Origin of the sequence: Streptomyces sp. T12 (assembly GCF_028736035.1) — a bacterium.
Lineage (GTDB): Bacteria > Actinomycetota > Actinomycetes > Streptomycetales > Streptomycetaceae > Streptomyces.
Genome location: NZ_CP117866.1, coordinates 4,354,461 through 4,377,006, shown reverse-complemented (window position 1 = coordinate 4,377,006; position 22,546 = coordinate 4,354,461). Strand labels below are relative to the sequence as shown.

At 70.1% G+C, this 22,546-nt stretch carries 20 protein-coding genes; 11 read left to right on the top strand and 9 right to left on the bottom strand.

Annotation, left to right across the window (positions count from 1 at the left end; all coding sequences use genetic code 11):
- Positions 1-20: 20 nt before the first annotated feature.
- The 3 genes from PBV52_RS19400 to PBV52_RS19390 form a co-directional block, all read right to left on the bottom strand.
- Positions 21-1,007 (bottom strand): AAA family ATPase, encoded by a 987-nt coding sequence (locus PBV52_RS19400; protein ID WP_274239759.1) that lies wholly within the window; start codon positions 1,005-1,007, stop codon positions 21-23.
- A 115-nt stretch (positions 1,008-1,122) separates the two neighbouring features.
- Complete coding sequence (locus PBV52_RS19395) at positions 1,123-1,671, bottom strand: SLOG family protein (RefSeq protein ID WP_274249457.1); 549 nt, start codon at positions 1,669-1,671, stop codon at positions 1,123-1,125.
- Positions 1,658-2,302 carry a hypothetical protein gene (locus PBV52_RS19390; protein WP_274239758.1) on the bottom strand — a complete coding sequence of 215 codons (645 nt, stop codon included), beginning with the start codon at positions 2,300-2,302 and terminating at the stop codon, positions 1,658-1,660. Before PBV52_RS19390 ends, PBV52_RS19395 begins: the two co-directional genes overlap by 14 nt.
- Positions 2,303-3,326: 1,024 nt before the next feature.
- On the opposite strand from PBV52_RS19390, the gene PBV52_RS19385 reads away from it, so the two are divergent.
- Positions 3,327-3,917, top strand: a complete 591-nt coding sequence (locus PBV52_RS19385) for an NADPH-dependent FMN reductase (protein ID WP_274239757.1) — start codon at positions 3,327-3,329, stop codon at positions 3,915-3,917.
- Between the two features lie 109 nt (positions 3,918-4,026).
- Here PBV52_RS19385 and PBV52_RS19380 read toward each other — a convergent pair whose 3' ends face one another.
- Entirely contained in the window at positions 4,027-5,709 is a 1,683-nt protein-coding gene (locus PBV52_RS19380; protein WP_274239756.1) for an IclR family transcriptional regulator C-terminal domain-containing protein, read from the bottom strand.
- A 127-nt stretch (positions 5,710-5,836) separates the two neighbouring features.
- Positions 5,837-7,117, bottom strand: coding sequence for a M6 family metalloprotease domain-containing protein (locus PBV52_RS19375; protein WP_274239755.1), 1,281 nt, complete (start codon positions 7,115-7,117; stop codon positions 5,837-5,839).
- Between the two features lie 257 nt (positions 7,118-7,374).
- On the opposite strand from PBV52_RS19375, the gene PBV52_RS19370 reads away from it, so the two are divergent.
- Positions 7,375-8,019, top strand: coding sequence for a TetR/AcrR family transcriptional regulator (locus PBV52_RS19370; RefSeq protein WP_274239754.1), 645 nt, complete (start codon positions 7,375-7,377; stop codon positions 8,017-8,019).
- 131 nt (positions 8,020-8,150) lie between these two features.
- Positions 8,151-9,692: an MFS transporter gene (locus tag PBV52_RS19365; RefSeq protein ID WP_274239753.1), complete on the top strand. Its 1,542-nt coding sequence runs from the start codon at positions 8,151-8,153 to the stop codon at positions 9,690-9,692.
- Positions 9,693-9,808: 116 nt separating this feature from the next.
- On the opposite strand, the gene PBV52_RS19360 is transcribed toward PBV52_RS19365, so the two are convergent.
- A complete protein-coding gene (locus tag PBV52_RS19360) occupies positions 9,809-10,345 on the bottom strand; it encodes a MarR family winged helix-turn-helix transcriptional regulator (protein ID WP_274239752.1) in 537 nt (178 codons plus the stop codon).
- Between the two features lie 121 nt (positions 10,346-10,466).
- On the opposite strand from PBV52_RS19360, the gene PBV52_RS19355 reads away from it, so the two are divergent.
- The gene (locus PBV52_RS19355) at positions 10,467-11,252 is read left to right on the top strand and encodes a dioxygenase (RefSeq protein WP_274239751.1); all 786 of its coding nucleotides are present in this window, start codon (positions 10,467-10,469) and stop codon (positions 11,250-11,252) included.
- A gap of 50 nt (positions 11,253-11,302) precedes the next feature.
- On the opposite strand, the gene PBV52_RS19350 is transcribed toward PBV52_RS19355, so the two are convergent.
- Positions 11,303-11,833 carry a GNAT family N-acetyltransferase gene (locus PBV52_RS19350; protein WP_274239750.1) on the bottom strand — a complete coding sequence of 177 codons (531 nt, stop codon included), beginning with the start codon at positions 11,831-11,833 and terminating at the stop codon, positions 11,303-11,305.
- Between the two features lie 169 nt (positions 11,834-12,002).
- Here PBV52_RS19350 and PBV52_RS19345 point away from each other — a divergent pair, with 169 nt between their 5' ends.
- Entirely contained in the window at positions 12,003-12,998 is a 996-nt protein-coding gene (locus PBV52_RS19345; protein WP_274239749.1) for an RNA polymerase sigma factor RpoD/SigA, read from the top strand.
- 495 nt (positions 12,999-13,493) lie between these two features.
- Complete coding sequence (locus PBV52_RS19340) at positions 13,494-14,093, top strand: TetR/AcrR family transcriptional regulator (protein ID WP_274249456.1); 600 nt, start codon at positions 13,494-13,496, stop codon at positions 14,091-14,093.
- A 229-nt stretch (positions 14,094-14,322) separates the two neighbouring features.
- Here the strand turns inward: PBV52_RS19340 and PBV52_RS19335 are convergent, their stop codons facing one another.
- Positions 14,323-15,303, bottom strand: coding sequence for a YafY family protein (locus PBV52_RS19335; RefSeq protein ID WP_274239747.1), 981 nt, complete (start codon positions 15,301-15,303; stop codon positions 14,323-14,325).
- Positions 15,304-15,365: 62 nt separating this feature from the next.
- Here PBV52_RS19335 and PBV52_RS19330 point away from each other — a divergent pair, with 62 nt between their 5' ends.
- From PBV52_RS19330 to PBV52_RS19310, 5 genes are all read left to right on the top strand, one after another.
- The gene (locus PBV52_RS19330; RefSeq protein WP_373921886.1) at positions 15,366-16,934 is read left to right on the top strand and encodes an MFS transporter; all 1,569 of its coding nucleotides are present in this window, start codon (positions 15,366-15,368) and stop codon (positions 16,932-16,934) included.
- A gap of 234 nt (positions 16,935-17,168) precedes the next feature.
- Complete coding sequence (locus tag PBV52_RS19325) at positions 17,169-17,930, top strand: DeoR/GlpR family DNA-binding transcription regulator (RefSeq protein WP_062704529.1); 762 nt, start codon at positions 17,169-17,171, stop codon at positions 17,928-17,930.
- Positions 17,927-18,874 carry a 1-phosphofructokinase gene (gene pfkB / locus PBV52_RS19320; protein ID WP_274239743.1) on the top strand — a complete coding sequence of 316 codons (948 nt, stop codon included), beginning with the start codon at positions 17,927-17,929 and terminating at the stop codon, positions 18,872-18,874. The genes PBV52_RS19325 and pfkB overlap by 4 nt, the downstream gene beginning before the upstream one ends.
- 253 nt (positions 18,875-19,127) lie before the next feature.
- Positions 19,128-21,212 carry a fructose-specific PTS transporter subunit EIIC gene (locus tag PBV52_RS19315; protein WP_274239741.1) on the top strand — a complete coding sequence of 695 codons (2,085 nt, stop codon included), beginning with the start codon at positions 19,128-19,130 and terminating at the stop codon, positions 21,210-21,212.
- A gap of 120 nt (positions 21,213-21,332) precedes the next feature.
- Complete coding sequence (locus tag PBV52_RS19310) at positions 21,333-21,587, top strand: hypothetical protein (RefSeq protein ID WP_274239740.1); 255 nt, start codon at positions 21,333-21,335, stop codon at positions 21,585-21,587.
- A gap of 87 nt (positions 21,588-21,674) precedes the next feature.
- On the opposite strand, the gene PBV52_RS19305 is transcribed toward PBV52_RS19310, so the two are convergent.
- On the bottom strand, positions 21,675-22,421 hold the full coding sequence (locus PBV52_RS19305; RefSeq protein WP_274239739.1) for a DUF6227 family protein: 747 nt from the start codon (positions 22,419-22,421) through the stop codon (positions 21,675-21,677).
- Between the last annotated feature and the right edge of the window lie 125 nt (positions 22,422-22,546).

Here is a 22,546-nt window from a genome sequence, read left to right as displayed (position 1 = left end):
TGCTGGGGGATGTGTGCGGCTCAGGCATGGTGGAGCGCGTGCCGCTCACTCAGAGCATCCAGCAACAGGCGATCGTCGATCACGTCAGCACCCCCCAGGATGGCCTGCTTGGCAGCGGACTCGGCAGCCTTCACGAGTTCCGCATGGCTCAGCCCGGCCACGCTCTTGGTTACAGAGGGCCACCGTACTGCGCTGGTGTCCATTCCCGCGAGTCTCCTGCGCATCACCTCCACCGCCTGCTCCGGCGTGGGTGTCTCATACGCGATTACCAGATCGAAGCGCCTGAACAATGCCCGGTCCAGGATCTCGTGATGGTTGGTGGCCGCTACGACGAGGCTCTCCGAGGGGGCCTCGTCCAGGAACAGCAGGAATGAGTTGAGGATGCGGCGTGCCTCGCCCACGTCGTTGCCAGCGGCTCGCTGTGCTCCCAGCGCATCGAACTCATCGAACAGGTATACGGCTCGTGTCTGTGCCACGGCATCGAACACCAACCGCAGCTTCGACGCCGTCTCGCCCATGAAACGGCTGATCAGCGCGTCCAGGCGGATGGTGAACAGCGGCAGGGACAGCTCGCCGGCCAGTGCGGCCGCCGTCATGCTCTTGCCGGTTCCCGGCGGACCTGAGTGCAGGATCCGATGGACGGGGGTGAACCCGAAGCGCTCTAGTCGAGCACGCTGCCGCTGCTCGTGAAGTACGCGGTCCATGGTGGCCCGTAGATCGGCAGAGAGCGTCATGTCGTCGAGCCGGATATCGGGATACCAGGCGGTCAGCAGGCTGGACAGTTCCCCGCGGGGCTGGACCACAGGCGTCGGCCCGACGGGGTTGAGGGCCTTCCCGCCCTGCTGCCGCATCGATTCGACGAGTTCTCGCAGCTCTACTGCGAACTTGCCGTGTCCCTGGCGGGCGGACTTGGCCGCCACCTGCAGTGCGATGCTGTAGAAACGGTCGTCGTCGGCCTCGGCGTGTGCTCGCACGAGGGCTTTGAGATGTTCGGCGCTGGCAGCCATCCGCGTCACACCTCCCCGAGCAACCGGTGCGGCCTAGTAAACTTACTGCCACTGACAACGCATCGTACGAGGATCTCGTGCCACGTACCCACTCGACGAAACCGTCCGCACCTCTCTATTCGGTCTCGATGGCATCGTTGTCGAACGGTAGGAGGGGGTGCTCGGCTGGGAGAGCCTCCTCCAACTCGCGCTGTACACGCTCACGGCGCCGCTTGGGGAATTCGCTGACGCGCAGCCACCTTCCGACATTCGGATCCGGGCCGGGCACCAGCCACGTGGGCACGCCGCTGAGCAGGCCACGGAGGCACATGTCGGACGTCCCGCCGGATCCAGGATCGAACTGACTGTGGAAGGCAATGACCATCGACGGCCGTTCCGCCAGCATCCGGGTGTTCCGCTCGGGCCCCGCCAGCCGCCACGTCTTTGGTCTGGCGTGACGCTCGGCCTCCCAGTCCACGGGGTAACACCGATGCCGGTCCGCACCCAGGCCCCTTCGCCGGCACCACCGGTGGGCCGCGCGGTCGGCACCGTTCGCAGCGCCCTCGATCACGACGAGCCGATCACCGTAGTGGGCTGCCAGGCGGTCCAGCACTGCGGCGACGGTGCCAGGCCAGAGCCACCTCCGGTCCCCGCACACGATTACTCGGGGATCAGCCAATTCCATGGCACTCTTCATCCCCAGGGCAAGCTTGGTCGGCCGACCGGTTTTCGAGCCGTGCAAGTTCCCGCTCGCTGATCAATGCTGCGATCGGGCCGGAGTCGTCGGCAAAAGTGAGCCGAGCGCCAGAAGTCGAGACCCTACGGATGAGATTCTCCAACGGCAGAGGGAGTCTCGACACCGCGATTCGGTTGCTGGCATCCAACGGTGACTCCAGCCAAGCGCAGCTGTGCAGCAGGAAACCCAGCGCGCATTCCTGGGCCGCTGCACTTGAGGACCGGTCGCGGGCCAAGGCTTCTCTGATCGCATCGCTCAGGAACTCTTCCGTGTTCTTTCCTGCCGCCCTGGCCCACGAATGGATTCGTCTCTTCACCCCGGGAATGAACGGAATGCTCATCCGTAGCATCCCGTCCGGCCCGGGGAAGAGAGTACACAGCACGTCGATCGGCAGAGCATCCTCAAGCCGTCGCCACACCTTCTTGATCGCTTGCTCTTCGTTACGTGCTGAGACGAGTACGGCGATGTTCTTACCGTCCTGTGACGATGCCATTGGCATTCCGCTGAGCCGTTGCGCGGATTTCAGCTCGACTCCTCGCACGGTCCGGGTCAGGATGATTTCGATGGCGTGCAAGGGCATGGTGGCTCCCGTTCAGTAGAGAGAGATCGGGCCGTCAGGAAGCCAACCTTCGACGTAACCGGAAACAAGAAGGCTCACCCCCTCGGGGGAGACCTCCCGATGGCGATCCTTAAGCTCGTTGACTCCCCACCTAGTGTGTGATGGGGAGGATCGCTGGAATGCATCCGACTCAACGGAACTGATCCTCACGATGAATACGTGGGAAATGGTGTGACGGTTATGCTCCCAGCATTCAGGCTCACGGGTTTCGCGAACTCCGTAGACGGATCCGAAGCGGGGGCTGTCGATGTGGAACCGAGTGGCGAGATGCCGGGTGGCGCCGTCTCTGAAATCGGCACCCGGCGTGAGCAGTGTTTGTGGAACTGTCCAGCCGCTGCAGCAGCAGCCGCACAGCATCAGGCGGTTCTCGTCGTCCAGCAGGAGCAAGTAGACGCGACGATCGGCAACTGACCGTGAGGTGAGCATGCAGCAAGACTGGGGCGCTAGCTACTCAAGTAGCAACTTGGATGCCGCTCAGTGGGTGAGTGCTTCATCAGGCCCGGCTGAAGGTGCGCCGGGACAGAAGGCTGATGTCTCACTGCTGGACTGCACAGGTGGCAGTTGATCGGGCCTCGCGCAGTCACGCACGGCAGCTGTCATGACCTGCGGAAACGCTCAGGCGGCGTTTGAGATTCAGGCTGCGGCGTTTTGGGGCCCTACAGGGCACTGGGCCTGACCTGCGGCGATTGAATTTCCGACAGATCCCACGAAGGCAGAAGGTGCCCTGACAGCGTAGCGGATCCGTGTCTCGTCGTTCGCCCCGGTTGTCGGTGATCGGCGGCGTGCCTCTCCGATCTTCTGCGATCTTCTTCGGCCGCCCCAGGCCACCCCCGGCCCTCCCCGGCCATCCCCACCCATCCCCGGCCCCGCTTGACCTCAAGTTAACTTGAGATTTTACGTTGCTTGCGCGGGCCCACCCAGGGCCGAATCGCGGACTCTCCCGACCACGCGGACTCTCCCGACCACCCGGAATCGAGGCACCTCCATGTCCCAGCCCCCACTCAAGATCGGCGTAATGATCGGCAGCGTCCGCCCAGGCCGTTTCGCCGACAAGGTCTCCCGGTGGTTCGTCGCCGAGATCGGTCGGCGTGACGACATGGAGACGCACGTCATCGACCTGTCCGAACCCGCTCTCGCCGAGGAGCTCAAGCTCACCCTGGAGCCGACCGGCGCCCCGGACGGCGACGCCCCGACGTTGGCCGAGCGCATCGGTGGGCTCGATGGGTTCGTTGTCGTCACGCCCGAGTACAACCATGGGTACCCCGCCGTGCTGAAGCTGGCCATCGACTACGTCTACCGGGAGTGGCGGGCCAAGCCGGTCGGGTTCGTCTCGTACGGGGGCATGGCCGGCGGGCAGCGGGCGGTGGAGCAGCTGCGTCAGGTCTTCGCCGAGTTGCACGCCGTCACCCTGCGCGACACGGTCAGCTTCCACATGGCCTGGGAGCAGTTCGACGACGAGGGCCGCCCGTACGACCAGGACGGCACCGCCAAGGCCGCCGCCGTGCTGCTGGACCAGCTCGCCTGGTGGGGGGTGACCCTGCGCGAGGGCCGTGCCGTCAGGCCGTACGAGGGCTGAAGCTCAAGGGCCGCAGGAGAAGGGCCTCGGGAGCAGGGCCTCAGGGGAAGGGCCTCAGGGGAAGGGCCTCGGCAGAAGGGCCTCAGAGAAGGCCCCCCGGACAAGGGCCTCAGGAGACCGAAACCCGTGTGAATCGGCCCGCCACCCGCAGATCCCCCTCCACCCGCCCGGCCGTCTCCACCAGCTCCGGCAGTACCTCCCGCACGCACTCCTGCACCGATCGCCGCGCCGCATGCATTGCCACGTTCACCGCGGCGACCACCCGGCCCGTCCGGTCGCGGACCGGTACCGCCACCGATCGCAGGCCGACCTCCAACTCCTCGTCGACCAGGGCGTATCCGCGCTGGCGGACGTCCTCCAGAACCGTCGCGAGAGTCTCGGGGTCCGTGATCGTGCGGGGGGTCAGCGGGCGCAGTTCGCCCGGGGGAGTGGCCAACTGCCGTTCCCCGGCCGGGGTGTCCGCCAGCAGCACCCGGCCCAGTGACGTCGCGTACGCCGGCAGCCGCGTGCCGAGGGTGATGTTGACGCTCATCACGCGGCTGGTGGCGGCCCGGGCCGTGTACTGGATCTCCTGGCCCGACGGCGTCAGCACCGCCAGTGACGCCGACTCGTGGACGCGGTCGGCGAGTTCGGCCAGGTGCGGGGTCGCGATCTGGGACAGGGACGTGCGGGACAGGGGCGGGTAGCCCAGCGACAGTACGCGCGGGGTCAGCGTGAAGCCCCGGTTCCCCGACTGGCGTACCAGGCCCAGATGCTCGTAGGTGATGAGTGCCCTGCGTGCCGTGGCTCGTGCCAGGCCCGTCGCGCGGGCCACGTCCGTGAGCGTCAGCTCGGCCCGGCCCTCGCCGAAGGCGGTCAGTACGGTCAGCCCGCGCGCCAGCGACTCGACGAACTCCCGGCCAAGTTCCTGCTTGGAGGCGCCCGTCCAGATGGCAAGGCCCGCCGGTGCCGCCCCGGGCTGCGGCTGCGGTGCCTCGCGCAGCTCGCGCTCCATCTTGGCCACCGCCGCGCGCAGGCGGGGGAGGAGCGTGTCGCGCAGGTTCGCGGCGGTGTGGCGGCTCGTGTGGCTGACCACGTTCGCCACGCAGGCGATACGGCCGCCCGCGCGGGGATCCCGTACCGGTACGGACACGGCCACCAGCCCCGGCTCGATCAACTGGTCGTCCAGCGCCCAGCCGTCCTTGCGTGCGTGCTCCGCCCGGCGCTCGAAGTCCTCGTCGGGCGAGGCGTGTTCCCGGGGCGGTACGGCGGGAAAGTCCCGGTCCTGCGGGTCCGCCGCCCGGCGCTCGCGCCAGGCTTGCCACTCCGCGTCCGTCCACTCCGTTGCGAACAGCGGGCCCGGTGCGGTGCGTTCGGCCGGGAGCAGGTCGCCGATGCGGAAGCTGAGGGACATCGCGCGGCGGCGGGTCGCCTGGTGGATGAAGCGGATGCCGTCGCGGTCGACGACGGCCAACGACACCGACTCGTCCAACTCGTCCGCGAGCGCGTCCGCGTGGGAGGAGAGGAGGGCGGGCAGGCCCAGGGCGGCCAGGTAGGCGTTGCCCAGTTCCATCACGCGGGGCGCGAGGACGACGTCGCGGCCGTCGAGACGGACGTACCCCATGCGCGCGAGCGTGGACGCGATGCGGTCCACGGTGGAGCGGGCCAGTCCGGTGGCCCGCTCCAGCCCGCTCGCGCTCAGCGTCCCGCCGGCCTCCGTCAGCTGCCGCAGCACCGCGACGCCACGGATCAACGGTGTCACCGCCTCCGCCGGTACGGCACGGGCGGCGTCCATGGTCGTCTTCGCGGGCATCGGCTCTCCGGTACGGCGGTCGCAGCAGGCTAACCGTAATGCGACCCACGCGCGCGTACGGCGACGTGGACTCACGCGCGCGTACCGCGTACGACGCCCCCACACCCCGCCCAGCCCTGCTCCACCCCTACTCCCGCGTCACCCGCACCCGATGCTCACCCCCCACATCCGCCCCCACCACCGCAATCCGCACCCCCCGCTTCGTATCCCGGAATTCCTCCCCCGGCACGAACGTGGCGTCCGACAGTTCGGCGTGGACGTTCGGGCTGCGGGTGCAGCCGGCGCTGTCCTCGTGGGAGTCGTGGACCTTCACCGGGCCCATCCCGGTGTCCACGTCCGCGTCGACCTTGTAGATCAGGACGCCGGGGCGGCACACGGTCTCGTCGTTGCCCTCGCGGGTGCGCAGTTCGACGGCGTAGCCGCTGCGGCGGTCCAGGGGCACGAACACCAGCTTCGGGCCGCCCTTGAGGGCCAGCGGGGTCAGGGCGTACTCGGACGTCCCGGGGCCGGCCGCGCACCGCACCTGCGCCGCGTCCAGCCAGCCCAGCTTCCACTTGTGCCAGCCGAGCAGGTCGTTGTTGGACCCCCAGTCCTCGCTCATGATGTCCCAGTGGCCGACCGCGCCCCCGCCCTCGGCGGTGTAGAGGTCGGGCAGGCCGAAGACGTGGCCGTTCTCGTGGGGGAGGACCCGGTAGCCGGTGCGGTGGTAGGTGCCGGAGCCGTCGTCCTGGCGGGAGTAGACGAAGGAGGCGTTGGCCACCGAGACGCCGTCGGCCACCGGGGCCTCCAAGTTGCCGGCGAAGGACACCGACAGGACCGTGTCCAGGGCCGACGGGCCGGCGTTCGGCGTCACCAGCACGTTCAGGAAGTCGTACGACCGGAAGTCCACCTTGGGATCGGCCGCGGCCACGATGTCCTGGACCAGCTCCCGGTAGCCGGGGTCGAAGGGCGCGCCGCGCTCTATGCCGTACGCCCGGAAGGACTTGGGCATGCGCAGCCAGCCGGGGATCGGGGTCCGGGGGTGGTAGTCGAGGCGGCCGTAGGAGCTGGTGCGGAACCACTCCTGGGTCTTCGGGAAGAACTCCGCGAAACGGTCGAGCGCGCTGCCGGGGCCGGGCGCGTCGGGGAAGTCGACCATCAGGGTGAGGGCGCGGACGGTGCCGGTGGAGCGGGCGTAGCCGCGCGGTGTCGGTACGCCCTCCGACATCTGGACCGTCGGACGGCCGCTGATCATGCAGGGGCCGAGGGGGGAGGAGCGGGCCAGCGCGATCGGGCCCGCTCCGGTCGCCGTCGGGGTGCCCGCCGTGTGGTGCCCGATGCCTGCCGAGGTGCTGACCGCCAGGGTCAGGGCGGTCACGGAGGCGAGGGCGGCCACACGGCGGGGGCGTATCCGACGGCTCGGCTGCATGCATGGGCCCTTCAGTCCATGGCAGAGCGCCGGACTGCGCGCTGCACCCTCTCGATCACCCTGTGTCGAGGGGTGGGCGGGCGCGCGCTGGAGGAGACCGAACGTGGGTTTCTCATCCAGAGGAGATGTGACTCAGGTCACAGAGAATTTCCTCAGGTGGGAAATAACCGGGGAGCGTCTCCCCGTTTAGACCTGTGTCCGCGCGAAACGGGGAGACCTTCCCCGGATCGCGATCCATCAGCACTCAGGAGTACGCCGTGCAGACCGCAACCCCTGTGCAGCGCAAGGCGGCCCGGCCGCGTGCCGACGCCCTGCGCAACCGGGAGCGGATCGTCACCGCCGCCCGGGAGATGTTCGTCGAGTTCGGCCCCGACGTGCCGCTCGACGAGATCGCCCGCCGGGCCGGCGTCGGCAACGCCACGGTGTACCGCAACTTCCCGGACCGCGACGCACTCGTGCGGGAGGTCGTCTGCTCCGTCATGGACCGTACGTCGGAGGCGGCCGAAGTCGCGCTCGCGGAGACCGGGGACGCCTTCGAGGCCCTGGAGTGCTTCGTGCACACCGCCGCCGACGAGCGGATCAGTGCGCTGTGCCCGATGGTCCAGAGCACCTTCGACCAGCATCACCCCGACCTGGAGGCGGCGCGCGAACGGGTCGAGCAGCTCACCGAGCAGCTCATGGACCGGGCCAGGGCGGCCGGTCAGCTCCGCGCGGACGTGGGTGTCGGTGACCTGATGACCGCCGTGGCCCAGCTGTCCCGGCCCCCGGCCGGCACCGCCTGCCTCACCTTCGACCGCTTCGTACACCGAACGTTGCAGCTGTTCCTGGACGGCCTGCGGGCACCGGCCCGCTCCACCCTGCCGGGCACGGCCGTGACCATGGAGGACCTCCGCCAGGCCTGACCGATCAGTTCAGCGCTCAACGCCAGTCAGTACACCGAGTTCACGCCCGTCACCGAGCGGCCGTCACCGTTGACGGACCGTCCCCTTTAGACACGCTTTTTCCCTTACGAAGTCCCGAAGTGGGTACCCCCATGTCTGAAACAGCCGCAAAGGCTCCCGGCGCACCGGCGACATCCGGTGACGCCAACCGCTGGAAAGCGCTCATCTTCATCGCGCTCGCCCAGCTGATGGTCGTCCTCGACGCGACCATCGTGAACATCGCCCTGCCCTCCGCCCAGCAGGACCTGGGCATCTCGGACGGCAACCGTCAGTGGGTCGTCACGGCCTACGCCCTCGCCTTCGGCGGTCTGCTGCTGTTCGGCGGCCGGATAGCCGACCTGTGGGGCCGCAAGAACGCCTTCGTCGTCGGTCTCGTCGGCTTCGCCGGTGCCTCCGCGCTCGGTGGCGCCGCCACCAACGAGGCGATGATGTTCGGCGCCCGCGCCCTGCAGGGTGTCTTCGGCGCGCTGCTCGCGCCCGCCGCGCTCTCCCTGCTCGCCGTGATGTTCACGGACGCCAAGGAGCGTGCCAAGGCGTTCGGCATCTACGGTGCGATCGCCGGTGGCGGCGGCGCCGTCGGCTTCATCCTCGGCGGTGTGCTGACCGAGTACATGGACTGGCGCTGGACGTTCTTCGTCAACATCCCGTTCGCGATCGCGGCCGCGGCCGGCGCGTACTTCGTCATCCGTGAGCCGGAGGGCGGCCGCAACCGCAACCCGCTCGACATCCCCGGCGTCCTGCTGTCCACCCTGGGCCTGGTCGCACTGGTCTACGGCTTCACCCGCGCCGAGTCCGACGGCTGGGGCGACTCCGTGACCGTGGGCATGTTCGTCGCCTCCGCGGTCCTGCTGCTCGCCTTCGTCGTCACCGAGGCCAAGGTCAAGGCCCCGCTGCTGCCGCTGCGCGTGGTGACCGACCGCAACCGCGGCGGCATCTACCTCTCGCTCGGTATCGCGATCATCGCGATGTTCGGCACGTTCCTGTTCCTGACCTACTACCTGCAGATCGTGAAGGGCTACTCGCCGATCAAGACCGGCTTCGCCTTCATGCCGATGATCGTCGGCATGATGGTCGGCTCGACCCAGATCGGCACCCGTCTGATGACCCGCGTTCCGGCGCGGCTGCTGATGGGCCCCGGCTTCCTGGTCGCCGCGCTCGGCATGCTCCTGATGACCCAGCTGGAGATCGGCTCGTCGTACGCCTCGATCATCCTGCCGGCGATGCTGCTGCTCGGTCTCGGCATGGGTACGGCGTTCATGCCCGCCATGTCCCTGGCCACCCTGGGCGTCGAGCCCCGGGACGCGGGTGTCGCCTCCGCGATGGTCAACACCTCGCAGCAGGTGGGCGGCGCGATCGGCACGGCCCTGCTGAACACCATCGCCGCCTCGGCCACCACCTCCTACATCGCCGACCACATCGGCTCCGCGAGCTCCCGCTCGCAGCAGCAGCTGGTCCAGCTGGAGGGCATGGTGCACGGCTACACCAACGCGATCTGGTTCGCCGTCGGCATGCTGGTGCTGGCCGCGGTCATCGTCGTGACCTTCGTCAACGCCGGCCGCCCGGACGGTACGACGGTCGCGTCCTCCGAGGAGGGCGCCGAGGACGAGGTGCTGGTGCCGGTCGTCGCGCACTGAGGCCGACGACGACCGTACGGTCGTACTCCTTCGGGACCAGGCGTACGTACGGGGATGGGGACGCTCCGTACGTACGACCCTCAGGACCTGCCCCGGCTCGCTGCTGAATGAGCGGTTCAGCGGAGCCAGGGCAGGTCCGCACCCGCTTCACTGGGCTGCAGGCCCTCGGCGACGATCCGCATGATCTCGCCGAGGGCCTTTTGCTGTTCGGTGGTGAGCCGGTCGAACATCGCCTGGCGCACGGCCTCCACATGGCCCGGCGCGGTCTCCCGCAGCACCTCCATGCCCGCGTCGGTCAGGACCGCGAACTGGCCCCGCTTGTCGTCGGGGCAGTCCTCGCGCCGGACCCAGCCGTTCTTCTCCAGCCGGGCGATGGCGTGCGAGAGACGGGAGCGGGTGATCTTCGCGTACATCGCCAGCTCGGTCATCCGCAGCCGGCGGTGCGGGGACTCGGCGAGCTTGACGAGCAGGCCGTAGTAGACGTGCGGCATGCCCGCATCCCGCTGGAGCTGGCGGTCCAGGTGGTCCTCGAGCAGGGTGGTCGCGTCGATGTAGGCGCGCCATACGCGCTGCTCATCGTCGGTGAGCCAGCGCGGCTCCGCCGCGGACGCGGCTGCGGGCGAGGGTGGTGCGGAGGTCGATGCCGTATTCATGTACTCCACTGTACGAGAGCTCTCCTTGAAATTTTAACTACCGCGGCGTACCGTCTTCTGAGTAGAGAAGCTTTAGATTTGAAGCAAATAACGCTTCAGGTCTCCGGAGGGAGTCGCCGCCATGTCCGCCGCCACGCAGGAGCGCATGCCCGCTCTCTATCTCAGCCACGGCGCCCCGCCCCTCGCGGACGACCCGATCTGGCCCGGCGAGCTCGCCGCCTGGTCCGCCGGGCTGCCGCGCCCCAAGGCGATCCTCATGATCTCCGCCCACTGGGAGGAGGCCCCGCTCGCCATCGGTGCCACCGAGACCGTTCCTCTCGTCTACGACTTCTGGGGATTCCCCGAGCACTACTACAAGGTGACGTACGCGGCACCCGGCGCGCCCCAACTCGCCGAGTCCGTCCGGAAACTGCTGCGCGCCCCCGGCATCCCCGTGCAGGACACCCCCGACCGCGGCCTCGACCACGGCGCCTACGTCCCGCTCGTCGAGATGTACCCCGAGGCGGACATCCCCGTCCTGCAGGTCTCCATGCCGACCCTCGACCCGGTGAAGCTGATGGAGATCGGCCGCAAGCTGGCGCCGCTGCGCGACGAGGGCGTGCTGATCGTCGGCTCCGGCTTCTTCACCCACAACCTCGCCGCCCTGCGGCAGGGCGGCATCCCCGCCTGGTCCGTGGAGTTCGACGACTGGGGCCGCCGGGCACTGGAGAGCGGCGACTGGGACGCCCTGCTGGACTTCCTCCACAAGGCGCCGGCCGGCCGCTACGCCCACCCGCGCACCGAGCACTTCGCCCCGCTGTTCGTGACGATGGGCGCGGCGGACGCGGCCGGTGAGCCGGCGGCGCAGAAGTCGGTGATCGACGGGTTCTGGATGGGGCTGGCGAAGCGGTCGGTGCAGTTCGGCTGATCGCTGCTGATCGGTGCGGTCCGGCTGCGGGGCTGGGCCTCTCGTGAGGCTCAGAGCTCCTTCTCGTACCAGGCGACGTCCCAGTAGCGGCCGAACTTGCGGCCCACCTCGCGATACGTGCCGACGTGCCGGAACCCGAACCGCTTGTGCAGCCGCACGGACGCCTCGTTCGGCAGGGCGATCCCGGCGTAGGCGCGGTGCAGGTCCTCGTCCGCCAGGGCCTCGAAGAGGGCCTCGTAGAGGAGGCTGCCGACGCCGCGCCGGCCGGCGTCCGGCGCGAGGTAGATCGTGACCTCGACGGAGGTCTCATAGGCGGGCTTCGCCCGGAAGGCGCTGGATGTGGCGTAGCCGAGAATCCGCTGTGAGTCGTCCCCGAGCCCGCCCTCCTCGGCAACCATCAGCCGGTGCGGGCCGTCTTCAGGGTGGGAGAGCAGCCAAGGGCGGCGCTCTTCCGGCGTGAAGACCGCGGTATCGAATGTGATGGGCGTCTCACGTACGTAGTGGTTGTAGAGGTCGGTGAGGGCTTCGAGGTCACTCTCGACTCCTGGCCTGACCTGCACCTCTGTACGTGCCGACGACATCGTGCCTCCTCGCGTGGCCGGACAGGGTACTGCAAGATCAGAAAAATAGGGGGGCGGGTTGGGAATTCTGTCCTGATTCCAGTCGTTGTTTCCATCGAACGGCGGGCACTCGAGAAGAGTCCCAAGCGTTCAAGAACCACCCGCCAGCCCACATCGCAAGGGAGCACGCATGGCAACCCGTGCCGTCGCCCGTCGTCAGTCCGCCACTGGCGGGACCGACGCGGCAAGCAGTGTTCGCGCCCATGGCGGCGAGATCGCGGACCGCGACCTGGTCGGCATGTACCTCGACGAGATCGCGCGTACGCCGCTGCTCGACGCAGCCAAAGAGGTCGAGCTGTCGCAGATCATCGAGGCGGGTGTGTTCGCAAGGCAGGTCCTCGACGGCTGCGAGGAGGCCAGGGCGGACGCCACCCGCGAGGAGCTGGAGGCCCTGGTCGCCGAGGGCGAGCGGGCCAAGGACATCTTCATCCGCTCCAACCTCCGCCTGGTCGTCGCGGTGGCCCGCCGCTACCCGCGCAGCGGCCTTCCCCTCCTCGACCTGATCCAGGAGGGCAACGCCGGCCTGGTGCGCGCGGTGGAGAAGTTCGACTACCGCAAGGGCTTCAAGTTCTCGACGTACGCGACCTGGTGGATCCGTCAGGCCATCACGCGCTCGATAGCCGACCAGTCCCGCACCATCCGCCTCCCCGTCCACCTGGTCGAGGAGCTGGGCCGCATCCGCCGCGTCCAGCGCGAGTTCAACCGCGAGCACGGCCGCGACCCGGAGCCCGCTGAGATCGCCGCCGAGCTCGGCTCGAACCCGGACCGCGTGATTGACGTCCTGGACTGGGCCCGCGACCCGGTCTCGCTGAACATGGCGGTGGACGACGAGGGCGAGACCCAGTTCGGCGACCTGCTGGAGGACACGTCCGCGGTCTCCCCGGAGCAGTCGGTCCTCACCCTCCTGCGCAGCGAGGAACTGGACGACCTGATCGGCCGCCTGGACCAGCGCACGGCGTCCATCATCAAGATGCGCTACGGCATCGAGGACGGCCGCGAGCGCACCCTGACCGAGGTCGGCAAGGAGCACGGCCTGACGCGCGAACGCATCCGCCAGATCGAGAAGCACGCCCTGCTGGAGTTGAAGAAGCTGGCCCGCAGCACCGGCTTCGACGCGGCCGCGTAGCCCCTCCGGCCCGAGGGGCGGGGGCGTACGACCCGTGCTGGCGCGTACGCCGGGTGGCCAAAGACCGCGCAAACATGGCGATGTAACGCCGCTTCAAGGCGCGGGGCACCGGGAACAAGACTTCCGGGTAAGGGAGTTCGGGTCCTGAGGCGACCGCCCTCAGGCCCCCCCGGACAAGGACCACGGCGCCCCACCAGCCGACCACGACCACACCGAGCACCGACAGACCAAGTCCCGACGCACTCCCCCCGGCGCCGGGACTCTCCCCGAGCCGGGCTTCGGCGCCCATCCCCCCTGGGTGCCGGGGCCCGGCTCTTTTTCGGCCACCGGGCAGGCAGACGGGTGGGCCACCCCGTACCTGAACCACGGGGTGGCCCACCCGAATGGCAGATTGTGCCACATCGGCATAGCCTGCCGAACGTGAGCAGTCCCACCCCCGCCCACCACCCCTCCGCCGCTCCGTCCCTCACGGAGCGACGCAAGGCAGCGACCCGCATGGAGATCGCCCGCGCCGCGGCCGCCCTCTTCGTGAAGCAGGGTCTACGGGCCACCCGCGCCGAGGACATCGCCCAAGCGGCCGGCATAGCGCCGCGCACCTTCTACCGCTACTTCGCCACCAAGGAGGAGGCGGTGGCCCCTCTCTACGCGGCCGGCGCCGACCGCTGGGCAGAAGCAGTCCGCACGGCCCCACCGGAACTACCCGTACCCCAAGCCCTGGAACACGCGGCCCACCACACCCTGACCCCGGGCGCCGGCGTCTCCTCACCCTCCTGGGAGTGGGTCCGCACACTGGTCCGCCTGGCCGACACGAGCCCCGCGCTGCGCAAGGTGTGGGCGGAGGTGTGCCATGAGGCGGAGACAAGGCTGGCGGAGGTACTGGCAAGCAGGGGCGACAACGTTGCCGAGCCCACCCCCGCCCTCCGCTTCGCCGCAGCCGTGGCAGCCGCCGCCGTACGCGTGGCCGTAGAAACCTGGGCAGCGGGAGACGCCCCCGCACAGGGCCCGCAGGGCCCGGCCCCCCTGGCGATGCGCAACCTGGCGGCACTGAGGAACTTCCCGTGGGAGGACATCACGGCACGCCCACGCCCGGCGTGAAGGCATTGGGCCGGTGCCCCCGCGGCGCAGCACCCGCGTACGGCGGGAAGGGGACGTGCCGGGGGGTGTCCGCCCGCAGCGGCGGGCGTCAACGCAGGGCACCCCACTGACGTACGGCAACCGCCCGACCGAGGACGGACACCCCCCGGCACGCCCCGCCCCACAACACAACCCAAGGCGCTACGCGAACCCCCACCCCACCCGCACAGGCCGCCGCAGGCATCCCCGCTCAACCGCCGGAGGCCCCCGCCCCCGCCCGACTCAACCGCCCCCCCAACTCCCGCACACACCGCACCAGTTCCTCCGGCGACTCCACCACGAACTCGCAGTCCACCATCGCCAACCGCACCGCCATCCACTCCACCGAGTCCCCCACGGACCCCCGCAACCGACACCGCCCCCCACCCTCAACCGCCTCCGGCGCCCCCAACCACCCAGGCAAGCGAGCCGCGACAAACTCCGCAGGCGCCTCGAACGTCACCGAGAACTCGTACGTCTCCTGCCGCCGCCACATGGACTGCCGCAGATACTCCGCCGCACTCCCCGTCGGCAACTCCCGCGGATCGAACCGCGCCCCCGTCGCGAACGGCTCGCTCACCCGGTCGACCCGGAACGTCCGCCAGTCCCCCCGGTCGAGGTCGTACGCGACGAGGTACCAGCGCCGCCCCGTGGACACCAGCCGATACGGCTCGGTCAAGCGGCGCGACTCCGTCCCGTCCCCTGCCCGATACGCGAACCGCAACCGCTCCCGCCCCGCCACACTCGACGCCATCACGGTCAGCGTCTCGGGCGCGATACTCGCCCCGTCCCCACTGATCAGCGGCGTAGTCGCGGCCTGAAGCGTCGTCACCCGGTGCCGCAACCGCGCCGGCAGCACCTGCTCCAGTTTCGCCAGCGCCCGCACGGACGCCTCCTCCACCCCCTCGACCGCATGCCCGGCCCCGGCCCGCAGCCCGACCGCGATGGCCACGGCCTCCTCGTCGTCGAGAACGAGCGGCGGCATCGCCTTGCCCGCCACGAGCCGATACCCACCGTCGGCCCCCTTGGTCGCCTGCACGGGATACCCCAGCTCCCGCAGCCGGTCGACGTCCCGCCGCACCGTGCGCCGGGACACCCCGAGCCGATCGGCAAGCTCGCCGCCGGGCCATTCGCGGGGTGTCTGAAGAAGAGAGAGGAGCGTGAGGAGCCGTGCCGGAGTATCCGTCGTCATGGATCCGAGGATGCCGTAGAAGTAGGACACGATCTGACCTAATCAAGGCATAGCTTCACACCATGACCTCAAGGACCTCAGCCGGGACAGAACCAGCACCCCTGCCCAACCCCGGCGCACAGCCCACCTCAGCCGCCGCAGCAGCAGACCGCCGCCGGTGGTTCGCCCTGGCCATCGTGATGACCGCGGCCTTCATGGACCTGGTCGACGTCACGATCGTCAACGTCGCGATCCCGTCGATCCAGCGTGAGGCCGGCGCGACGTTCAGCCAGATCCAGTGGATCACCGCCGGCTACGCCCTCGCGTTCGCCGCAGGCCTGATCACCGGCGGCCGCCTGGGCGACATCCACGGCCGCAAGCGGCTGTTCCTCATCGGCATCGGCGGCTTCACCCTCGCCTCGGCCCTGTGCGGCTTCGCCGCGAACCCGGAGATGCTGGTCGCCTCCCGCATCCTGCAGGGCACGATGGCGGCGCTGATGGTCCCGCAGGTCCTGTCGATCGTGCACGCCACCTTCCCGGCGCACGAACGCGGCAAGGTCTTCGGCCTGTTCGGCGCGGTGGTCGGCCTCGGCGCGGTCACCGGCCCCCTCCTCGGCGCACTCCTCACGGAGTGGAACCTCTTCGGCCTCGAATGGCGCCCGATCTTCCTGATCAACCTCCCGGTCGGCATCGCGGGCCTGATCCTGGGCAGTCGCTTCATCACCGAGTCCAAGGCGCCGAAGGCACTGAAGCTCGACCTCGTCGGCGTCGCCCTCGTCACGCTCGGCCTGCTGATGCTGCTCTACCCGCTGACCCGCGGCCGCGAGCTGGGCTGGCCGCTGTGGGGGTACGTGTCGATGGCGGGCGCACTCGTCGTCCTCGCGGCGCTGGTGGCGTACGAGAGGCGGAAGGCGGCCCGCGACGGCTCCCCGCTCGTCGAACTGTCGCTGTTCAAGGTGAAGAGCTTCGCGGCCGGTATCGCCGTACAGACCGTCTTCGGTGTGGCGCTCGGCATCTTCTTCCTGGTCTGGACGCTGTACATGCAGTTCGGTCTGGGCTGGAGCCCGCTGAAGGCCGGTCTGACCGGGATCCCGTTCTCGATCGCCGTCTCGACGGCGGCCGGGATGTCCGTCCAGAAGCTGGTCCCGCGCTTCGGCCGCAAGGTGCTCCAGGCGGGCGCGCTGGTGATGGCGATCGGCGTGCTGCTCTACATCTGGGAGGCCGGCCGCTACGGCCTGTCCATCGCCCCCTGGCAGATGGCCCTGCCCCTGGTCGTCATGGGCGTCGGTATGGGCCTGATCGTGGCCCCGCTGACGGACGCGATCCTGTCGGACGTGCCGCGCGAGCACGCTGGTTCGGCGTCGGGCCTCATCAGCACCGTCCAGCAGATGGGCAACGCGCTCGGCCTCGGCCTGGTCTCGGTGGTCTTCTTCGGGGTCGTCGACGACCGGCTGACCGAGGGCGCGGAGCGCACGGCAGCCGGCATGGCCTTCGCGGACGGTTTCCAGCACGCGCTCGGCTGGGTGGCCGTGGTGATGGGCGCCATCTTCCTGCTGATGTTCGCGCTGCCGAAGCGCCCGGCGCAGCACATCGAGGGAGCGGCCGATGATCCGTCGCCGACGCCGGAGAAGGAGCCCGCGCTGGTGGGCTGAGAGCACTGGTGGGCTGAGAGCGGGGGAGGGGCCCGGCGCTTCGGTGCCGGGCCCTTCGTCGTTTCCGTATCTCCCCATGTCAGAAGCCGGATCCCCCTGCGTCAGAAGCCCGATCCCTCCGCGCCAGAGGCCCGATCATGCCCGATTGGGCCCGAACCTGTTTACTTTCCGGAAATCCGGGCGTAGCCTCCCAGCGAAACCACAAGTTCGGGCACAGTTCGGAGGCGAACGGACATGTACGCACCGGAGCGGCAGCAGGAGATTCTCCGGCTCGCCCGTGACGGCGGCCGAGTGGACGTCCTGTCGCTGGCCGAGGAGTTCCAGGTGACGGCGGAGACGATCCGCCGGGATCTGAAGGCCCTCGATCGCGCGGGGCTCCTGCGCCGGGTGCACGGCGGTGCGATCCCGGCCGGGCGTCTGGACTTCGAGCCGGACCTCGCCGAGCGCGAGTCGACGGCGGCCGACGAGAAGGACCGCGTCGCGAAGGCGGCCCTCGCCGAGCTGCCCACCGAGGGCACGGTGATCCTCGACGCCGGTACGACGGTGGCCCGCCTCGCCGCCGCGCTGCCGCTGGAGGCGTCCCTCACCGTCGTCACGCACAGCCTGCCCATCGCGGCCCGCCTCGCGGACCACCCCGGCATCCAGCTCCACCTGGTCGGGGGGCGCGTACGGCACCGTACGCGCGCCGCCGTGGACGCCTGGGCGCTGCGGGCGTACGGCGAGATCCGCGCCGACGTCCTGTTCGTCGCGGCCAACGGCTTCTCCGCCGAGCACGGTCTGACCACCCCCGACCTCGCCGAGGCCGCGGTCAAGCGCGCGGCCGTGGCCGCGGCCCGCCGTGTGGTGCTGCTCGCCGACTCCTCCAAGCACGGCCAGGAGCACTTCGCCCGCTTCGGTGACCTGAGCGACGTGGACCTGCTGATCACCGACAGCGGGCTGAGCCCCGAAGACGCCACCGCGATCGAGCGCGGCGGCACGGAAGTAGTGCGCGCATGATCCTCACCGTCACCCCGAACCCGTCTCTGGACCGCACCTACGAGGTCCCGTCCCTCGACCGTGGCGAGGTCATACGCGCCACCGGCGAGCGCATGGACCCGGGCGGCAAGGGCGTGAACGTCTCGCGCGCGATTGCGGCCGCCGGGCAGCGTACGGTCGCGGTGCTGCCCCTGGGTGGTGCGCCCGGCGCGCTCGTCGCCGACCTGCTCGACGCTCAGGGCATCGAGGTGGCGCCGGTCCCGGTCGCCGGGGCCACCCGCTCGAACATCGCGCTCGCGGAGTCGGACGGGGTACTGACGAAGATCAACGCGCCCGGTCCCGAGCTGTCCGCGGCCGAGCAGGAGCTGCTCCTGGAGACGGTCCGCGAGCAGTCGCGCGACGCCGACTGGATCGCCTGCTGCGGCAGCCTGCCGCGCGGTCTTGCTCCGTCCTGGTACGCCGATGTGGTCGCCCGGGCGCACGCGGGCGGCGCGCGGATCGCGCTGGACACCTCCGGGCGCGCCCTCCTAGAAGCCCTGCGGGCGCGGCCCGACGTGGTGAAGCCGAACGCCGAGGAGCTCGCGGAGGCCGTCGGGCGCCCCCTGTCCACCGTGGGTGACGCGGTGAAGGCGGCCGAGGAGTTGCGCGAGATGGGCGCACGCGCCGTGCTCGCGAGCCTGGGCGCCGACGGGCAGCTGCTGGTGGACGACGCGGGCGCCTGGTTCGCCGACGCGCGCGTGGACGTCGTACGCAGCAATGTCGGCGCCGGTGACTCCTCCCTCGCCGGCTTTCTGATCGCCGGGGGTAGCGGGCCCGAGGCGCTCGCCTCCGCCGTCGCGCACGGCGCGGCGGCCGTGCAGCTCCCCGGCAGCGTGATGCCGTCCCCGGGTGACCTGGACATGGCGGCGGTGACGGTCACGGCCGAGGTGCCGGTGGATCGCGTACTGAAGGAGCCGGTGTCATGACGAATGTCGTGGTTGTCACAGTTCTTGCCGATCCGGTCCGTAAGCGGCGAAGCTCGGCGTTACTCACGTCCGCCGACGGACGGCAGGGCCTCCTGAGCCGCTCTGCCGCCCGGGGGAGGCGGGTGTTCCCCGACCTCGCCTCCCCCACCCCCCACTTCACCCCTCACTCCACCCCCGCCACCCCCCACGGCACCCCCGTCCCCTTCTCCGCCCACCAGACTCCCCGGGCGATACGCGAGCGAAGGAGCCCGCGATGAGCGACATGATCACCGCGGACCTGGTCGATCTCGACCTGTCCGCCGACACCAAGGAAGCGGCGGCGCGTGCCCTCGCCGAGCGCATGGTGGCCCTGGGCCGGGTGACCGACCTCGACGGCTTCCTCGCCGACGTGGCCGCGCGCGAAGCACAGATGCCGACCGGCCTCGACGGCGGCATCGGCATCCCGCACTGCCGCAGCGAGCACGTCACCGAGCCGACGCTCGCCTTCGGGCGCAGCGCCGCCGGCATCGACTTCGGTGCGGCGGACGGTCCGGCCGACCTGATCTTCCTGATCGCCGCCCCCGCCGGCGCGGACGACGCCCATCTGACGATCCTGTCGTCGCTGGCCCGCCAGCTGATGAACGCCGAGTTCACGGACGCGCTGCGCTCGGCGGGCGACGCGGCGTCCGCGGCGGCGCTGATCCGGGGTGAGGAGCCCCCGGCGGCCGAGGCCGCGGACGCGCCTGATGGCGCCGTTTCCACAGACTCCGTGGCGTCGTCGGTGGCGGCCTCCGCCGACGCCGCCACGGGCACCACCACCCCCGCCGAGGGCACCCCCGCCGAGACGTCCGGCGAGCGCCCCTTCCGTATCGTCGCCGTCACCTCCTGCCCGACCGGCATCGCCCACACGTACATGGCGGCCGAGTCGCTGGAGAACGCGGGCCGCGAGGCCGGTGTCGAGCTCGTCGTCGAGACGCAGGGCTCGGCCGGCTTCACCCGGCTGGACCCGGCCGTCATCGCGGCGGCGGACGGCGTGATCTTCGCCCACGACGTGTCCGTGCGGGAGAAGGACCGGTTCGCCGGCAAGCCGACCGTCGACGTCGGGGTGAAGGCGGGCATCAACCGCCCGGCCGAACTCATCGCCGAGGTGCGCGCCAAGGCCGAGCGCGGCGAGGTCACCGCGGCCGCCAGGCCCGGCGGCGGCACCCCCGTCGAACGCGCCGGCGAGCCCGGCGAGGGCTACGGCACCAAGCTGCGCAAGTGGCTGATGTCCGGCGTGAGTTACATGGTCCCGTTCGTCGCGGCCGGCGGTCTGCTGATCGCCCTCGGCTTCGCGATCGGCGGCTACCAGATCAACGAGGCCAAGTCGGTCACCGAGCACTTCGACTGGGGCCAGGTCGACAGCTGGGGCGCGCTGCTGTTCCAGATCGGCGCGGCGGCCTTCGGCTTCCTCGTCCCGGTCCTCGCCGGATACATCGCCTACGGCATGGCCGACCGGCCAGGACTCGTGCCCGGCTTCGTCGGCGGCGCGATCTCCGTGACGATCGGCGCCGGGTTCCTCGGCGGTCTGGTCGCCGGTCTGATCGCCGGTGGTGTGGTGCTCGGCATCCAGCGGATCGACATCCCGCCGGTGCTGCGCGGCATCATGCCGGTGGTGGTGATCCCGCTGGTCTCGTCGGCGGTGGTCGGCTTCCTGATGTTCGTGGTGATCGGCAAGCCGATCTCCGAGGCGCAGAAGGGCCTGACCGACTGGCTGAACAGCCTCTCCGGCTCCAACGCCATTCTCCTCGGCATCCTGCTCGGCCTGATGATGTGCTTCGACCTCGGCGGCCCGGTCAACAAGGTGGCCTACACCTTCGCGACGGCCGGCATCTCGGTCGCGGCCCCCAGCGACTCCGCGATGAAGATCATGGCCGCCGTGATGGCCGCGGGCATGGTCCCGCCGCTGGGCATGGCCGTGGCCACCACCATCCGCAAGAAGCTGTTCACCACGGCCGAGCGCGAGAACGGCAAGGCGGCCTGGGTGCTGGGTGCCTCCTTCATCTCCGAGGGCGCGATCCCGTTCGCGGCCGCCGACCCGCTGCGCGTGATTCCCGCCTCCATGGCGGGCGGCGCGGTCACCGGCGCGCTGACCATGGCCTTCGGCTCGACCCTGCGTGCCCCGCACGGCGGCGTCTGGGTCACCTTCCTGATCGGCAAGCCGATCCTGTACCTGGTGGCCATCGCGGCCGGTACGGCGGTCACGGCCGGCCTGGTCATCCTCCTGAAGGGCATGCGCAAGACGGCCCCGGAGGGCACCTCCGCTGCCAAGTCCCCGGCGGCCGCGGCCGCGGAGGCGAAGCAGCCGGTGGCGGCGTAAGCCCTCCGCCGGGCAAGCCTCCCGCTTGTCCCTTTGGGGCGCTGTGAGTTGTTCACGGCACCTGCGAGATACGTCACGGTCCGGGCCCAAAGGCCCGGACCGTGGTGTCTACTGGGGCGCATGCCTGAGCACGTCTCGTTCCTCCAGCTGCTGGGGCCGGTCGTCCTCGCCCTGGCGGCCGTGCTCTGGGTGATCGGCCTGACCCGCGTCCTGCGCCGTGCCCGCACCGGATCGTCGCCGTGGCGCACGGCCCCGGCTCTCTCCGCACTCCCGCACCAGCGGCAGGCCGCCCCCGAGCTGGAAGCCGTGGAACTGACCCCGGCGGAACGGGACGCGTTCGCGGGACTCGTACGGCAGCTCGGCGACGGTCGCTGAAAGAGGGGCCGATCCGGCGGCACGGCACCTGCGCTGTGCGGCGGAGCCGGCGTCACGACACCTGTGCGCTGAACAGCCAAGCCGGCGTCACGACACCTGCGCCGCCCGCCGCTCCATCGCATCCCGTGCCGCGTCCTCGCTGACGTACACCTCGCACATGTGCCGCCCGTCGGGTGTCGCCGTGTGCTCGACCTCCCAGAGGGAGACCTCCTTGCCGTCGTGCAGCAGGAAGGCGTGCTCGTAGAGCGAGAAGCACAAGCCGGCGCGCCTCGCGCGGCCCGGGCGCCCGAAGGCCTGCGTGATCTGGTGCGCGAACGCCGTGGTCAGCAGCGCGGCCGTCTCCGTGTCCGGCCGGTCGGCGTTCTCCGCCCGGCGCAGTAACCGGCGCGCGTGGTCGGCCGAGTCGTCCGGCACATACGCGTGCCGGGGCGCGGGTATCGGCGACAGCTGCACCGTCACCGGCAGTTCGAAGTCCGGCGCGTCCGGCGGCAGCGGCAGCCGCCCGGTCGCGGCGCGCAGCTCCTCCTCGTCGACGTACACCTCGTGCTGCGGGGCGCGGCCCTGGGCGGTGTTGTGGACGAGCTCCCACAGTGTGAGCGCCGAGCCGTCGGCGAGCAGCCAGGTGTGCCGGTACGTCTCACGGTGCAGCCCCGCGCTGTGGTGCGCGGAGTGCAGCGAGCTGTCATGAGCCAGCGCACAGTCGAGCCGCCGTATCGTCTCGTCGGGCAGCTCGAAGGAGTTCAGGGCGCGGCCGAGGAGTCGCGCGAGGTGCTCCTCCGGAGACTCCGGCGACTCGGGTGGTTCGTACGCTGCCGTCTCGTACGGAACGCTCAAGGTTTCTCCCGGCGTTGCTGCATGTCACCTTGTGGGTGCATACCGTAGCCCCTCGGGCGGACATCATGTCCGGGAACCGAGAAAACGTACGTCCGGTAAAACGCACGGGTCGCGCGAGAAGTTCC

Bases quoted from the DNA above. Each gene is read 5' to 3' on its own strand.
- PBV52_RS19400 (WP_274239759.1), bottom strand. From the start codon at position 1,007: ATGGCTGCCAGCGCCGAACATCTCAAAGCCCTCGTGCGAGCACACGCC.
- PBV52_RS19350 (WP_274239750.1), bottom strand. From the start codon at position 11,833: ATGTCGTCGGCACGTACAGAGGTGCAGGTCAGGCCAGGAGTCGAGAGT.
- PBV52_RS19395 (WP_274249457.1), bottom strand. From the start codon at position 1,671: ATGGAATTGGCTGATCCCCGAGTAATCGTGTGCGGGGACCGGAGGTGG.
- PBV52_RS19335 (WP_274239747.1), bottom strand. From the start codon at position 15,303: ATGACGACGGATACTCCGGCACGGCTCCTCACGCTCCTCTCTCTTCTT.
- PBV52_RS19375 (WP_274239755.1), bottom strand. From the start codon at position 7,117: ATGCAGCCGAGCCGTCGGATACGCCCCCGCCGTGTGGCCGCCCTCGCC.
- PBV52_RS19325 (WP_062704529.1), top strand. From the start codon at position 17,169: ATGTACGCACCGGAGCGGCAGCAGGAGATTCTCCGGCTCGCCCGTGAC.
- PBV52_RS19310 (WP_274239740.1), top strand. From the start codon at position 21,333: ATGCCTGAGCACGTCTCGTTCCTCCAGCTGCTGGGGCCGGTCGTCCTC.
- PBV52_RS19355 (WP_274239751.1), top strand. From the start codon at position 10,467: ATGTCCGCCGCCACGCAGGAGCGCATGCCCGCTCTCTATCTCAGCCAC.
- PBV52_RS19390 (WP_274239758.1), bottom strand. From the start codon at position 2,302: ATGCCCTTGCACGCCATCGAAATCATCCTGACCCGGACCGTGCGAGGA.
- PBV52_RS19340 (WP_274249456.1), top strand. From the start codon at position 13,494: ATGGAGATCGCCCGCGCCGCGGCCGCCCTCTTCGTGAAGCAGGGTCTA.
- PBV52_RS19385 (WP_274239757.1), top strand. From the start codon at position 3,327: ATGTCCCAGCCCCCACTCAAGATCGGCGTAATGATCGGCAGCGTCCGC.
- PBV52_RS19360 (WP_274239752.1), bottom strand. From the start codon at position 10,345: ATGAATACGGCATCGACCTCCGCACCACCCTCGCCCGCAGCCGCGTCC.
- PBV52_RS19365 (WP_274239753.1), top strand. From the start codon at position 8,151: ATGTCTGAAACAGCCGCAAAGGCTCCCGGCGCACCGGCGACATCCGGT.
- PBV52_RS19315 (WP_274239741.1), top strand. From the start codon at position 19,128: ATGAGCGACATGATCACCGCGGACCTGGTCGATCTCGACCTGTCCGCC.
- PBV52_RS19380 (WP_274239756.1), bottom strand. From the start codon at position 5,709: ATGCCCGCGAAGACGACCATGGACGCCGCCCGTGCCGTACCGGCGGAG.
- PBV52_RS19330 (WP_373921886.1), top strand. From the start codon at position 15,366: ATGACCTCAAGGACCTCAGCCGGGACAGAACCAGCACCCCTGCCCAAC.
- PBV52_RS19345 (WP_274239749.1), top strand. From the start codon at position 12,003: ATGGCAACCCGTGCCGTCGCCCGTCGTCAGTCCGCCACTGGCGGGACC.
- pfkB (WP_274239743.1), top strand. From the start codon at position 17,927: ATGATCCTCACCGTCACCCCGAACCCGTCTCTGGACCGCACCTACGAG.